Genomic DNA, 13,312 nt, shown 5'->3' with positions numbered 1-13,312 from the left:
GGTGCTGGGGGAACTCAGGCGGCCGCAGATGGCTGCGGCGCGCGGGCGGAAACGAGCCGGCGCAGGCGGGCAGCGCTGTCGACGATGAATGCCGTCGCGACCTCGTCGGTCACCGTGGCGCGCAGCCGCTCCTCCCGAAGGGCGCCCTCCTCCGACTGGGCGTCGCAATGGCGGCGCGCCCAGGCGAGCTCTTCGTCGGTGAGGTCGACGTGCGAGGAACGCCACTGCGGGTCGTCCACGAACAGCGACATCTCGGTGCCGAGGTGTTCGCGCATGCCCGGGAAGACGCCCTCGATCGAGTAGTTCTGCGCGGGCGCGGATGCCAGGGCTGACAGCATCCCGTCCCAATCGATCACACCCTCACCGATGGGCGCGATGAGGCGGCCGATCCCGTGCTCGTTGGGCACCAGCACGACATCGCGCAAGTGTGTCTGGCGCGTGTAGGCCGCAACTCGGCGGGCGGCCGCAACGGGGTCCTCCCCGCGCACGACGACATTCGCGGAGTCGAACGTGATGCCGAATGCGTCCGGTCCCGCCTCTTCGACGAGTCGCACGACCTCGAAGCTCGAGATCTCCTCGTGGGTCTCGAGGTTGAGGTGCAGGCCGAGGTCCCGAACCACCGGCGCCAGCATGCCGAGCACCTTTGCCGTGGCGGCGAGCTGCTCCGGCCACGTCACGTCCGTGCGGAAGCGGTCGCACGCGCGCATGCCGCGCAGCCGGAACTGGTAGTTCGTCGTGGCCGCCCACACCTCTCGGATGCCGCACCCGGCCGCTGCCTCCAGCTTGCGCGCCATTCCGGCGAGCCAGTCGCCATCACCGAGGCCCCGCGTGGTGGGGTCCTCGGGCATGGCGAACGGGTTCACTTTGCCGGCGCCGGCCTCGAGGTACAGCCCGCGCTCGCGTGCGGCGGCGGTCACGTCGGCGATCTCGACGACATCGAGAGTGCGGCTGAGGTCGAGGATGTCCCGGAAGAACACTCCGTCCAACCCCAGATCGGCGACGCGTTCGATCACCCAGAAAGCGTCGTGTGTGAACGCGCCGGGCAGCTTCGTGGAGTCGGTGCCGACGCGGATGCCGGTCATGCGTCGGCGCCCGCGTCGTCGCCGGGGTCCGAAAGGTCGACGAGCCCGCGGCGGAAGACGTTCTCGGGGTCGTAGCGACGCTTCGTCGCGGCGAGGTCCTCATACTTCGCGCCATAGACGGCGCGGGCCACCGCGTCGTCGCCCTGCACCGACGTGAAATTGATGTAGGTGCCGCGGTTCGCGGGCGCGAGTGCGTCGGAGAACCCACGCGCCCACTCCACCAGCGGCGACTTCTCCGACGCGTACTCCCAGTCCGCGCCGATATTGGCGGAGTAGTTGAGCACGCGCCCGCTCGGCAGCGCGTCGTCCCCCGGTTCGCGTGCGGTGCCGGGTCCGGCAATGATCTCGAACGGGCACATCACCTGGTGGGAGATGTACGCGCTGGAGTTGAGCGCGCGGCCGGGATAGAGGTCGCACTGCTCGATGATCGTGTCGATCACGTCGTCGGTCAGCTCCTCGATGAACGTGTGCTTCCAGTAGTGACGCAGTCCGTAGCGGAACTCGTCGTCGGTCTGGTGCTGGAGCGTGACGTGCGGCATGGTCCGCACGTCGAGGTAGATCGGCGTGAAGCCCTCGAAGATCGGGGCGGTGGCCTCCGGTTCGTCGGCGGGGTCGCCGTATCGGATGGTCGCCAGCGAGAGGATCGGCTTGCCACGGTGCTCGGCGGGGATCTGACTCCAGAACTCCGGTGCACGGTAGAGCCGCAGGTAGGTGCCGACCTCGGCCGGCATCCCTATGCCGCGCTCGGCGAAACGCTGCATGATCGCCCGACGGTCTGCGGCGGCGAAGAGTGCGAGGCGCACCGTGGCCGGGCCCGCGAGGCGCTGCGGCCGGAACGTGAACCGCGTCGCCACGCCGTAGTTGTGCCCGGCGCCCTTCATGGCGCGGAAGAGGTCCGGGTGGGAGGTCGCGTTCACCTCGAGGATGCTGCCGTCGGCGACGACGACCTCGATCGACTCGAGGTGGTCCACCGTCGCGCCGTGCTGGCGAGCGAGGTAGCCGAAGCCGCCACCCAGGGTGAGGCCGGCCACGCCCGTGTGCGAGACGACGCCGGCGGGCACCGCGAGGCCGGTGCCCTCGCACGCACGGTCCACCTGCCCCCAATTACAGCCGCCGCCCACGCGGATGAGCCCTGCCGCTTCATCGATCTCGATGTCGTTGATGAGCCGCGTGTCGATCTGCACGGCACCGTCCATGGCGGCGGTGCCGGCGAGGTTGTGGCCACCGCTGCGAACCGTGACCGGGTAGCCGTTCGCGGTCGACCAGCGCAGAGCCGCCGACACGTCGTCGGCGTTGCGCGCACGCACGATAGCGGCGGGGCGGCGGTCGATGTCGGCGTTCCAGAGCCGCCGAGCGAGATCGTAGTCCGGCGAGCCGGGGTACAGAACGACGCAGTCGACGGCGTTGGAGAGCTGCTCGATCGGGGTGATCGTGAAGGTCGATGTCATGATGCTCCTATCGAGGTGGGGACGGATGCCGCGCGCACGGCGAGCACGGATCGAAGATGCGCAGCGGAACGGGCGACGAAGTCGTCGTGCGCGGCCCGCATGTCGGGTCGGAAGACGTCGAGGTCGGCGAACGACGGTTCGCGGCCGTCTGCAGCGGCCTGCATGGAGGCGGCGCCGAGGGCCCGCAATGACGTCAGCTCGTCCTCGCTCAGGTCGGGGTGCAGACTCCGCCAGATCGGGTCGCCGGTCGGCACGTCACTGCGTCCCGACCACCCGCCGACGCCCTCGATCGTGAGGTTGACTCCCGGACGGGCGGCGAGCAGCGTGCCGAGCACCTCGCTCCAGTCCAGTTGCCCGTCGCCGCACGGGCGAAGGAAGCGGGTGAGTCCCTCACCGTCCGGCGACGGGAGGACGTGGACGTCACGCAACTGCGTGCTGATGAGATACGGCGCGATCCGCTCGAGGGCCGCGCGTGGATCCTCCCCGCGGGCAATCGGGTTCGCCGGGTCGAAGCAGATGCCGATGTGGGGATCGTCGACGTCCTCGACGATCCGCACGAGCTCATATGTGGTGATCTCCTCGTGGGTCTCGATGCCCAGCGCGAGGTCGTAGTGGCGCAGCGCCGGCAGCAGCTTGTCGACGAGCGTGCGGATGGCACGCAGTTGGTCAGGCCACGGCGCCTCTCTGCGAGCGCGGTCGGTGTCGTACGGGGCCGCGTACTCCTTGACGCCGGCGCACGCCGTCCACAACGTCGTCCACCCCATATCGGCGCACACGGCGAACATGCGCTCCATGCCGGCGATGAAGTCGCCGTCGCCGAGCGCGCGGACCTCGGGCAGCTCGGCGGTCATGTACGGATTGATCTTGCCGACGCCCATCTCGACGTACATGTCGAGTTCGTCCGCGCGCTGCCGGAATGCCTCCAACTCCCCTATGTCAAGGGTGGGCGACAGGTCGGTGAGCGTGCGGACGTTGATGCCCTCGAGACCCTGCGCGTGGAGGGTATCCAGGAGTGCCGGGCCGTGCCCCCACAGATCGCCGACCCGAGCGAGGCTGATGTCGGAGCCGACGCGCGTCACCGCGACACCTCGACGCCGAGGCGGCGGCCGGCGTGGGGAAGGATGCGGAGAGCGTTCTCGCTGGACACCGCCGCGGCCTGCTCGGCCGTCCATCCGTCGCGCACCCGGGTCGCGTAGTCGTGCTCGAGAGGAAGGATCGAGTCGTTCGCCCACGGGATGTCGGTTCCGAAGAGGATGCGGTCGGTGCGTTCGAGCTGGAGGAGCGGGCCGAGATTGAGCGTGGTGTCGTAGTAGAGGCCGTCGAGCTTGCGGATCTCCGCCTCGAGTCCGTCGGCAGTCACGCGGACGTTCCAGTCACCGCCCTGAAGAGCGTGCATGGCGATGCGCCACTTGATGTAGGGGACCATCCCGCCGGTGTGGGGGAAGATGAACCGGATGCGCGGGAAGCGCTGGAACACGTCCGCCGCAGCGAGGGCGGTGACCGCGCGCGTCGTGTCGAACGTCCCCTCCAGCAGTGGTCCCGGAAGGCCCGCAGGGGCGTCGAACACGAGGATGGGATGCATGAACACGACAGCATCGCGTGCGTCGAGCTCCTGAAGCAGCCCGGCGTATTCGGGCTGTGCGAGGTACGCACCCCGGTAGCTCGTCAGCATCGCGACGCCCTCGAACCGACCGCTGTCGAGCGCCGCGACCGCGTGTGCGGTCGCGAGATCGGGGTCGGGCAGCGGCAGCGTGGCGAACGCGCCGAAGCGGCTGGGCGCTTCCCGCACAATGTCGGCGAGCTCGTCGTTGAGCCCATCGGTCACGGCGGCGATATCTGAGCCTGCCCATGACAGGTCGGCGGGTACGGACAGCACCGACATCGTGGTGCCGGTGAGCGACATCTGCTCGAGCGCGAGCTCCGGAGTCCACGCGGGGCCGCCTCGGAAGACGGGGAGTCCGCGCCGCTCCTGCTGGGCGATGAGCCCCGGCAGCGTGGGGTGGTGGTGGACGTCGATGAGTGTCATCCGACAACTCCGCTCTCAGTGTTCGAAGGTTGGTATACAACATGCCATATGCCACGATGCGCCGCTATATCCAACGGAAAGATACGGGTGATGCGCGGAATAAATGCGATCTATGTCCGCGGCGCGTGTCCTACCCCTTGAGGCCACCCGCGTAACCGGTGATGAACTGCTTCTGGGCGAAGAGGTAGAACGCGAGGATGGGGATCATCGAGACGATGACGATCGCGAAAATCGCATTCCACTTCGAGATCAGTGAGCCGATGTAGTAATACATCGCGACTGGAAGCGTCTGGCTGTCGGATCCGCCGAGGAAGATCAAGGAGGTGAAGAAGTCATTCCAGATGATGAGACCGGCGAGGATGGCCACGGTTCCCGTGGCAGACGACATCAGCGGCAGCACGATCCGGAAGAAGATCTGGGTGCGGCTCGCTCCGTCGACGGTCGCCGCCTCTTCGTACTCGGTGCCGAGACTTCGGAAGAAGCCTGCGTAGAGGAAGATCGTGAGCGGCAGCATCATTCCCGTATAGAGGATGACCATCCCCCACATCGTGCCGGTCAAGCCCAGGGTTCGCGCGCCGATGTAGAGAGGCACGGTGCCGAGCTGCGTCGGGAGCAGGATCGCGACCAGGAACAGGTAATAGACGCCCCTGCTCCATCTGCCAGTCCTTCGGGCGATGACGTACCCGGTGAGCGAGCCGAGCAGCACCAGTCCGCCGATGCTTGCGGCAGTGATCAGCACGCTGCTGGCCAGCCCGCGCAGCACCGCGCCGTCCCCCGCGGTGAGCACCTGGAGGAACGCGGCGAAGGTGGGGGCCTGAGGGAGCGCGAGGGGCGACGACGAGAAGACCTCGCCGTCGGCCTTGAACGCCGTGGTGAGAAGGACGTAGAAGGGCAGCAGGAAGACGAGCGCGACGATCCACAGAACGATCTCGCGCATGAGGGTGAGCTTGGTGTACCGGAACATGTCAGTCCTCTCCGGGGCGGGCGCCGGTCAGACGCTGCTGAGTGATGGCGAACGCCAGGATGATGAGGGTGAGGATGAGCGCCAGAGCAGCTCCGTATCCGAAATCGCCCAGCGAGAAGGCCTGCTTGTAGACCTCGGTCGCCAGCGTCTCAGTGACGCCTGCGGGCCCACCGCCCGTCAGCGCCAGGATCTGATCGAACACTCGGAGGCCGTTGACCAGCCCGAGCGTCGTGGAGATCGCAACAGCAGGCATGATCGACGGCAGAACCACGTGCCGGAAGCGCTGCCACAGGCCGGCTCCGTCCAGCGCCGCCGCCTCCTCGATCTCCACCGGAACCGCGGCGAGGCCGGCCATGTAGATCACCATCGCGAACCCGGTGTTCTGCCACACGAGGACTACCAGGATCGCCCAGATGGCGGTCGCGGGATCGCCCAGCCACGCGCGCGCCAAAGAACCCAACCCCACCGCGTCGAGCACAGTGTTCACCGGACCGGCGTAGTCGAAGACGAACTTCCAGATGTAGGCGACGGCGAGCGGGCTGAGCACCACCGGCATGAAGAACAGCAGTCGCAGCACGTGACGCGTCTTCACGATGCGGTTCGCGCCGAGTGCGAGCAGGAGGCCGGCGACATTGGACAGGATGACGGACCCAAACGCGAGCAGCAGTGTGTTGCCGATCGCCCGCGCGCTCCCTGGATCGCGCAGGACACGTGCGAAGTTGTCGAGCCCGGTCCACTCGAACCCGCCGATCCCACTCCAGTTCGTGAACGCGAAGGCCCCACCCACCGCGGTCGCAACGTAGTGCACCGCGACGACGAGGACGATCCCCGGAAGCGCCCACCACCAGTAGCCGAACACGAGCCCGCCGGCGCGACCCGGGCGCCTCCTGAATGTCTTCGGCCCGGCGGAGGGCTCCGCTTCGGCTTCACCGCGCCGCCCCGGCGATTCGGACTGCGTGCGGATCGCCGGAGGATCCAGATTGCTGGTGTCGATCATCGCGTCGGGCTCCCGTCGAGGTCGGCCGGAGCGCTTGAGTACAGCGGCGCGACGGCAGCGGAGGTCGTAAGGCGAGGTGCATCTTCTCCGCCGCTGCCTCGCGGCGCTCGGTCCCGGTCAGATACGACCCGTACTTCCGTTTGGTATACAAACGGACCGTGCGCGGCACGTCAACCCCGAGTCCGGCGCCCTGGCCAAGCTCAATCGCGGCCGACTCGGGCGCGCCGCCGCCATTCGCCTGATCGCGAGCGTCTCCCGTGTTTTCAGGCGATCGTGATGTCCTGCCCATGTTTAACACGGTCGTGACCCACAGTCACGAGGCCGAAACATCCACGAGCGGGTCCTGAGGAGCGGCGGTATACGATATTCCCGCGATGGAAGGAGGCTTGCATGCGGGCCGCGCTCCGAACGCAGTACCGGCGCCTGAACGGGGCGCAGTGCCCCGTCGGAGCGGAGTCGACGGAGCCCGTCGGGCTCGGCGCCTAGACGGAGCCTGCGGCGTCGGCGCGGTCGAACGCGGCGTCGTCGCCGTCCACCTCAGGCGCGTGGGACAACTCCTTCGCGAGCCGGAGCTTCTCGAGCGAGGGCTGCCTGCCACTGGCGACATGGGCGAAGGCCAGGGATCCGGCGAGCTCGACATGGCCTGCCTTCACCGCTCGGAAGAGCTCCTCATGCTCTTCGCACTGCGCGCGCATGTCGCGGTCCACCGTGAAGCGGAAAAGCCACTCCATCCGGCCTAGTATCCCGCGGACGACACCGATGAGCAGCGAGTTTCCAGACAACTCGGCCATCGCCTCGTGGAACGCGACGTTTGATTGCACGAGTGCGCGCTCATCACCGGAGGCGACGGCTTCGCGTGCCGCCGCGAGCACCTGTTCCATGCGGTCGAACGGGGCCGAGTCGGCGTTCTTCGCTGCCAGGCGGGTCGCGAGCACTTCCAGCGACTCACGGACGTCGAACAGCTCTTCGACATCGCGCACCGCGAGCTCGTTGACGATCGCCCCGCGCCGGGGGAGGCTTCGGATGAACCCATCGGCTTCCAGAAACGGAAACGCCTCCCGCACCGGCACCCGAGAGACGTTGAGAAGTTCCGAGATCTCCCGCTCCTTGAGGCGTGTGCCCGGCGGTAGCTGACCGCTGACGATCTGCTGGCGAATCTCTTGGTAGACGAGTTCCGGGATCGAGCGATGCGCGAGTTCCTGCATGAATCAGACTCCGATCCGTCGGTAGATCGTACAACGCGCAACCGCGCGTGGCGCAGCAACAGCCCCGCGGTTCCCGCCTCACAGCGTAGAAATACTGCGTGTAGCCCTGGTAGGTTGTATACCAAATGACCAAAGGATGCCCGTGGTTCTTCAACCCCCGCCGTCCGTTAGCGTGCCCCCGAATCGGACCGATTCGATGATCAGGCTGATCCCCTCGTCCGAAGTCATCGAGCGGGTCGCGATGTCTGACGCCATTGCGGCGGTGGCCACCGCGCATCGCCGGCTCGCGGCGGGCACCGCCATCGCGCCCGCACCGTCCTCCATGCCGGTGCCGGGGTCCGACGCACAGTTCCTCGGCATGAGCGCCATCGATTCGGTGAGCGGACTGGCGAGCATGAAGTTCCTGGCGGACATCCCCTCCAACCGTGACAGAGCGCTGCCCGCCCAGCGCTCCATGATCATCGTCTCCTCCCTGCACGGCACCCCTCTGGCGCTGATCGACGGCGCCGCTGTGACGCGCATCCGCACTGCCGCGGCCACAGCCGTCGCGACGGATGCGCTCGCCCGTCCTGACGCGCGAGTACTCGGCCTCATCGGGGCCGGAGCGTTGGCGGAGGGGCACGTGGAAGCACTCATGCTGGTGCGGCCGATCAGCCGCGTCGTCGTCTGGAGTCGCACGACCGAACGCGCCAGGTCGCTCGCTGCAACGCTGTCGGATCGCGGCATCCCCGCCACGACAGCGGCGTCAGCACGCGAGGTCGTCGGGCAAGCCGACATCGTCTGCACCCTGACCCCGTCCCGAGAACCGGTACTCGAGGGCGCGTGGCTGCACCCGGGCCATCACGTCAATGCGGTGGGAGCTCCCCCGCGTGCCGATCACCGCGAGGTCGACAGTGAAGCCGTCCGACGATCCCGGGTCATCCTCGACACCCGCTCGGCTGCCCTCGCCGAATCCGGTGATGTCCTGATTCCGCTGCGCGAGGGCTCGATCGACGAGAGCCACTTGGGGCCGGAGCTGGGCGAGGTTCTCGTCGGCGCGGCCCCCGGCCGTCGCGATCCTGAGGAGATCACCCTCTTCAACTCCCTCGGCAGCGGCCTGCAGGACCTCGCGCTGGCTGCCCTCCTGGTGTCAGCGCACTCTGCGCAGCCTGCACAGGCGGGGCCATGACACCGCCCGCCTCGTCGCCCACCGCCCAGCGCAGCATCGGCCGCGGCGCTGCGGCATCCACTCCCGCCCCGAACCTGACTTCCGCACGGCGGGGAACAGTCACCGGCCGACCAGCCTGATCCCGGAACCGAGACCGGATAACGGATCCTTCGGCTTCGGCCCGCCACCGCGGCGTGCTTGGCGAGGACTACTCCGCCGGCAGCCAAGCCTCGATCGCCTCGACGACCTCGGGCGCATCAGGCTTGGTCTGCGGCGCGAACCGCTTGATCTCACCCGACGGGCTCACCAGGAACTTCTCGAAGTTCCACGTGATGCGGCCCTTCTTCCCATCGACGTCGGGCGTTCCGGTCAGCTCCTGGTACAGCGGATGGGCGTGGCGGCCGTTGACCTTCACCTTCTCGGCCATCGGGAAGGTCACTCCCCACGTGGTCGAGCAGTACTCGGCGACGGCCTCTTCGGTCGACAGCTCCTGGAGGAACTGGTTGCTCGGGAAGCCGATCACGGTGAAGCCACGGTCGGCATAGGCCTTCTGCAGCGCCTCGAGCTGTTCGTACTGGGGCGCCAGTCCGCAGCGCGACGCGACGTTGACGACGAGGGCGAGCCGCCCGTCGGCGATCTCGCCGAACGTGGTGCTCTCTCCGTGAATCGTGGTGACGGGGATCTCTTGGAGGGTCATGCGTTTCCTTCCTTGGCGTTCATGAGGCTATGGATGCCGCGCGCGCGTCGTAGCCGCGCATCGAGGTGCGCAGCGCGCGAAGCGTTCCGATGACGGACTCGGCGTCGGCGGGCGTGACCTGCATGGCCTCGGCGACGCAGCGCTCGATGTGGCCGAGTTCGCCGCGCACCGCCAGCGCGTGGGCGGTGGCGGTGATCCGCACCGAGCGGCGGTCGGTGGACCGGTGCTCGCGCTGGAGATAGCCCATGCGCTCGAGCCGCCCGACGAGTCCCGACACGCTGCTGGCGTCGAGGCAGAGAGCCTCCGCGAGTTCGCCCGGCGACACCTCGTCGCGCTCCCACACCACCGCGAGCACCATGAGCTGCTGATACGTCAGCCCCCACGGCTCCAGCAGGTCGCGGTAGAGCTGCAGCGTCGCCTGCATCGAGGTGTACAGCGCGAAGCAGACCGACGATTCGAGCGGCGCTGCGGTCGTGGTCATGGCGAAAGCTTTGCATACAAACTATTGGGATACAAGAGATCACCCGAGCTCCTTCGGGTGTGCCGCGATGGGCGAGTGCCGAGGGCTCAGCGCGCCGCGTCCGCGGGCGCGGTCTCCGCGGCCCGGTGGGCCCGCCGGCGCGACCACGGCAGCGCCAGCGCGACGCCCACAACGAGCAGCAGAGCGCCGAACCCGGCGGCGGCCCAGGCCGTGGCATCCGGGATCTCGAGGTAGGTCGTGATGCCCAGGATCCGCGCGAGCCCCCACGGCAGCAGGCCCATCTCGTCGTTCCAGACAGTCAGTGCCGCCTCGAGGCCGAGCGCGCCGACGGCGGCGGCCGGCACCAGCAGCCCGGCACCCACGGCGGCCAGCACGAACCCGGTCGCGCGGCGCGCGCGCACCTGGGCGGCGAGCGCCCACCCGGCGGCGACGAAGACCCAGACGAAGAGCGCGAAGGCGACCGCGATGTAGATCGTGCGGAGCACCGGCTCGGTCCAGAAGGCGAACCAGTACCCGCCGGGGCCCGTGAACGACAGAGCGAACAACGTGAGGATGCAGCGCAGCATCACGACGCCGCCGACCGCGGCGATGACCGGCCATGGCGACCGGCGCCAGAGGAACAGCCGCAGCACGAGGGCGAACAGCACCCAGGCGCCGATCGTGACGGCGAGATGCGTCCACGACAGGAACGAGGTCTGCACCGCCCGTGTCGCGACCAGCAGCGCGGCCGGCACGACGAGGAGCAGCCAGCGGTCGAGCTCGAGCATGCCCAGTGTCGATTCCCGCGCCCGCCACGGGCGGGTCGACGCGATCCACGTCGCCCGGGCGGCGGCGGCTCCGGGCCTCGCGACCAGGCGCGTGCGCGCGGCGACCATGCCGATCACGACCCACGCGATCGCCAGCACCAGCAGTCCGCGGGCGAGCCACGCCATCGTCAGGTCGCGCGTGGCGCGGTCGACGCCCAGCTGGGCGGCCGTGAGGTTGAACGCCGGGTAGTCGAGGTTGCCCTCGTATCGCTCGAGGTGCGTGGCGGCGAGCGTCTCGTAGGCGGCGCGATCGGCATCCCACGCGGCGTGCGACTCGGGCGAGAGCGTGTCGTGCCACTCGCCCTGGTGCAGGATCATCGCCCGGTACGCCTCGAGCAGCCGCAGCGTGTCGAGCTCGTACTCGAGCGTCCCCACGAAGGCGTCGCGCATGTCGGCGGAGTGCCAGGTCGCGGCATCCGTCCCGGTCACCAGCTCTTGCATCTTCTCGACCGCGGCGACGGCCTGCGCGCCGTCGGCGATCGCGGCGTCCACTCCGTCAGTACCCGCCTCGATGGCGCTGTCGCGCACGATCGCGTACAGCACGTCGAGGACGGCGGAGTCGCCGGTGAGGATGTCCCACTCGAAGATCCACATCATGGGCGGCGGCTCGAGCCCGATCGCGAAGACGCGCTGGTCGGCGAACTGCTCGATGTACATCCCCTGCGCGATCGCGTCGCGCGACAGGGTCATCGCCTCGGCGATGGCCTGCACGGTCGCGGGATCGTCCGAGAACCACTGCCGCGCCCAGTCGGTGGTCACCTCGGCGACATCGGTCTCGGGGTCTTGCGCGAGCGCGGCGGCCAGCTGGGTGTTCAGCTCGTACAGCTGCCAGAAGCCCGACTTGAGGTACAGCGACATCGGCCCGGCACGCCAGGGACCGCCGTCCTGCGTCCACACCCACACGCCCTCGATGCGGTCGTTCGCGGCCAGCAGCTGTTGCAGCGCTGCCTGATACTGCGGCCCGAGGTCGTTCGGGAAGGCGCCGAAGTTCTCGAACTCGCGGCGGCTCTGGAACTCGACGATGCGCCGCTGCGCGCCCTGCTCGAGGGTGTGGTTCAGCGGCAGCCACGTGTAGAAGTCCCCGAGCGTGTACTTGGTCGACACGATGAGCGCGGGCGAGTCGATGCCGTCGAGCACCGCCTCGTACGACGCGTCGTTCGTGTGCATGTCGCCGACGGCGCCGACGCCGACGCTCCAGGTGCGGAAGATGACCTCGCGATCGGATGCCTCGGCCTGCGCCGTCAACGCCTCGAGCATCGTCCGCACGGCGTCGACGGTGGTCACCTCGAGCGCGGAGTAGTAGTCCCAGCCGCCGACGTCATAGACGGGACCGGCCTCGCCGATGCGGATGAGCACGCCGTCGAGCGCGGGAACCGCGTCGTACAGCTCGTCGAGGCCGGCGGCGTAGACGTTCCAGAAGTCGGGGTTCTCGGTGTCGAGCGAGCCGAACCGGTCGACGAGGTAGCGCTCGAGCGGCCCGGTGAGGGCGAGCATGTCGGTGCGGAGGAACACCTTCACGCCGAGTTCGTCGGCGCGCTCCCAGAACGGCGCGAACGCCTCTCGCAAGGCCAGGGCTTTGTCCCGGTGGTCGTCGCCTTCGGCGTAGACGGCGCCGCCCGGCACGTCGTCGAACGTGACGTACTCCACGAACCCGGGAAACGCGACGGCGTTGATGCCGTTGGCGAGCGAGTGGCGCAGGAACCCGTCGAAGTCCTCGTAGGCCGCGGCGAGCGCGGTCTTGTCGATGTACGGCGGCTCGGGCTGCACGACGGCGGCGAACGCGTCGGAGGCGTGCGAGTAGTTGTCGCCGCTCTCCCACTCGGCCGGGTCGGGGATGACTCCCACGGCTCCGAGGTCGCTCATCCGCAGCGGCAGGCGGGATGCCGCGTGCTCACCCACCAGTTCGGTGACGGGCTGCGCCGCGCGCACCTGGGCCGCGAGGTCGTAGATCCCGCGAGTCGCGCCGGCCTCGGTGTCGGCGCGGATGGTCAGGGCCGCGGCATCCCCCTCCAGCGTGTAGCCGTCGGCTGTCTCACCGGGGCCGTCATCGGCGAGGGCGACGGTGAGGGCTGCCGCGCCCGCACGTTCGGACGCATCGGCCACGGCGCCGAGCAGCTCATCCATCGCGACGTTCACACGGACGGTGTCGGGCACGTCGACCGCGGTGATCTCGGGCGGAGCGACGGCCTCCGCCGCAACCGCGACCACCGGCGCGGCCGGCTGCATCTGCGTGGCGGGTTCGGTGCGGATGCCGAGCGCGTCGCCGGCGGCGAACGCGATGCCCGTGCCCATCGCGAGGAGCACGATGGCGGTGACGGCAGCGAGGATGCCTCGCCGTCGCGCCGTCGTCATCCTCTGATCCTAGGACCGCGCTCCCTGCGCTCCCGACCGTCGGCCAAACACGTTGTACAGGCGTTGTGAACCGCTCGGCGCACGCACGACGGATGCCGCAGGCCCGG

At 68.8% G+C, this 13,312-nt stretch carries 11 protein-coding genes; 1 reads left to right on the top strand and 10 read right to left on the bottom strand.

What is annotated here, in order from left to right:
- Positions 1 to 14: 14 nt before the first annotated feature.
- The 7 genes from NCG93_RS08960 to NCG93_RS08930 all read right to left on the bottom strand — a co-directional run bounded on the left by NCG93_RS08960 (position 15) and on the right by NCG93_RS08930 (position 7,722).
- A complete protein-coding gene (locus NCG93_RS08960; RefSeq protein ID WP_194414334.1) occupies positions 15 to 1,082 on the bottom strand; it encodes a sugar phosphate isomerase/epimerase family protein in 1,068 nt (355 codons plus the stop codon).
- Positions 1,079 to 2,530 carry an FAD-binding oxidoreductase gene (locus NCG93_RS08955; protein WP_194414335.1) on the bottom strand — a complete coding sequence of 484 codons (1,452 nt, stop codon included), beginning with the start codon at positions 2,528 to 2,530 and terminating at the stop codon, positions 1,079 to 1,081. Before NCG93_RS08955 ends, NCG93_RS08960 begins: the two co-directional genes overlap by 4 nt.
- Positions 2,527 to 3,609: a sugar phosphate isomerase/epimerase family protein gene (locus NCG93_RS08950; RefSeq protein ID WP_194414336.1), complete on the bottom strand. Its 1,083-nt coding sequence runs from the start codon at positions 3,607 to 3,609 to the stop codon at positions 2,527 to 2,529. Before NCG93_RS08950 ends, NCG93_RS08955 begins: the two co-directional genes overlap by 4 nt.
- The gene (locus tag NCG93_RS08945) at positions 3,606 to 4,556 is read right to left on the bottom strand and encodes an amidohydrolase family protein (protein ID WP_194414337.1); all 951 of its coding nucleotides are present in this window, start codon (positions 4,554 to 4,556) and stop codon (positions 3,606 to 3,608) included. The genes NCG93_RS08950 and NCG93_RS08945 overlap by 4 nt, the downstream gene beginning before the upstream one ends.
- A 130-nt stretch (positions 4,557 to 4,686) precedes the next feature.
- Positions 4,687 to 5,520 (bottom strand): carbohydrate ABC transporter permease, encoded by an 834-nt coding sequence (locus NCG93_RS08940; protein ID WP_194414338.1) that lies wholly within the window; start codon positions 5,518 to 5,520, stop codon positions 4,687 to 4,689.
- Position 5,521: 1 nt separating this feature from the next.
- The gene (locus tag NCG93_RS08935; RefSeq protein ID WP_194414339.1) at positions 5,522 to 6,517 is read right to left on the bottom strand and encodes a carbohydrate ABC transporter permease; all 996 of its coding nucleotides are present in this window, start codon (positions 6,515 to 6,517) and stop codon (positions 5,522 to 5,524) included.
- 482 nt (positions 6,518 to 6,999) lie between these two features.
- Complete coding sequence (locus tag NCG93_RS08930) at positions 7,000 to 7,722, bottom strand: GntR family transcriptional regulator (protein ID WP_194414340.1); 723 nt, start codon at positions 7,720 to 7,722, stop codon at positions 7,000 to 7,002.
- A gap of 136 nt (positions 7,723 to 7,858) precedes the next feature.
- Here NCG93_RS08930 and NCG93_RS08925 point away from each other — a divergent pair, with 136 nt between their 5' ends.
- On the top strand, positions 7,859 to 8,890 hold the full coding sequence (locus NCG93_RS08925) for an ornithine cyclodeaminase family protein (RefSeq protein ID WP_308212142.1): 1,032 nt from the start codon (positions 7,859 to 7,861) through the stop codon (positions 8,888 to 8,890).
- A gap of 187 nt (positions 8,891 to 9,077) precedes the next feature.
- On the opposite strand, the gene NCG93_RS08920 is transcribed toward NCG93_RS08925, so the two are convergent.
- From NCG93_RS08920 to NCG93_RS08910, 3 genes are all read right to left on the bottom strand, one after another.
- Positions 9,078 to 9,566 (bottom strand): glutathione peroxidase, encoded by a 489-nt coding sequence (locus NCG93_RS08920; RefSeq protein WP_194414342.1) that lies wholly within the window; start codon positions 9,564 to 9,566, stop codon positions 9,078 to 9,080.
- A gap of 19 nt (positions 9,567 to 9,585) precedes the next feature.
- Entirely contained in the window at positions 9,586 to 10,047 is a 462-nt protein-coding gene (locus tag NCG93_RS08915) for a MarR family winged helix-turn-helix transcriptional regulator (protein WP_194414343.1), read from the bottom strand.
- 86 nt (positions 10,048 to 10,133) lie between these two features.
- On the bottom strand, positions 10,134 to 13,205 hold the full coding sequence (locus tag NCG93_RS08910) for a hypothetical protein (protein ID WP_194414344.1): 3,072 nt from the start codon (positions 13,203 to 13,205) through the stop codon (positions 10,134 to 10,136).
- Positions 13,206 to 13,312 lie beyond the last annotated feature (107 nt).

Origin of the sequence: Microbacterium yannicii, from assembly GCF_024055635.1 — a bacterium.
Lineage (GTDB): Bacteria > Actinomycetota > Actinomycetes > Actinomycetales > Microbacteriaceae > Microbacterium > Microbacterium yannicii.
This window is presented reverse-complemented; position numbering and strand designations above follow the sequence as displayed.

Bases quoted from the DNA above. Each gene is read 5' to 3' on its own strand.
- NCG93_RS08960 (WP_194414334.1), bottom strand. From the start codon at position 1,082: ATGACCGGCATCCGCGTCGGCACCGACTCCACGAAGCTGCCCGGCGCG.
- NCG93_RS08955 (WP_194414335.1), bottom strand. From the start codon at position 2,530: ATGACATCGACCTTCACGATCACCCCGATCGAGCAGCTCTCCAACGCC.
- NCG93_RS08945 (WP_194414337.1), bottom strand. From the start codon at position 4,556: ATGACACTCATCGACGTCCACCACCACCCCACGCTGCCGGGGCTCATC.
- NCG93_RS08940 (WP_194414338.1), bottom strand. From the start codon at position 5,520: ATGTTCCGGTACACCAAGCTCACCCTCATGCGCGAGATCGTTCTGTGG.
- NCG93_RS08935 (WP_194414339.1), bottom strand. From the start codon at position 6,517: ATGATCGACACCAGCAATCTGGATCCTCCGGCGATCCGCACGCAGTCC.
- NCG93_RS08930 (WP_194414340.1), bottom strand. From the start codon at position 7,722: ATGCAGGAACTCGCGCATCGCTCGATCCCGGAACTCGTCTACCAAGAG.
- NCG93_RS08925 (WP_308212142.1), top strand. From the start codon at position 7,859: ATGCCCGTGGTTCTTCAACCCCCGCCGTCCGTTAGCGTGCCCCCGAAT.
- NCG93_RS08920 (WP_194414342.1), bottom strand. From the start codon at position 9,566: ATGACCCTCCAAGAGATCCCCGTCACCACGATTCACGGAGAGAGCACC.
- NCG93_RS08915 (WP_194414343.1), bottom strand. From the start codon at position 10,047: ATGACCACGACCGCAGCGCCGCTCGAATCGTCGGTCTGCTTCGCGCTG.
- NCG93_RS08910 (WP_194414344.1), bottom strand. From the start codon at position 13,205: ATGACGACGGCGCGACGGCGAGGCATCCTCGCTGCCGTCACCGCCATC.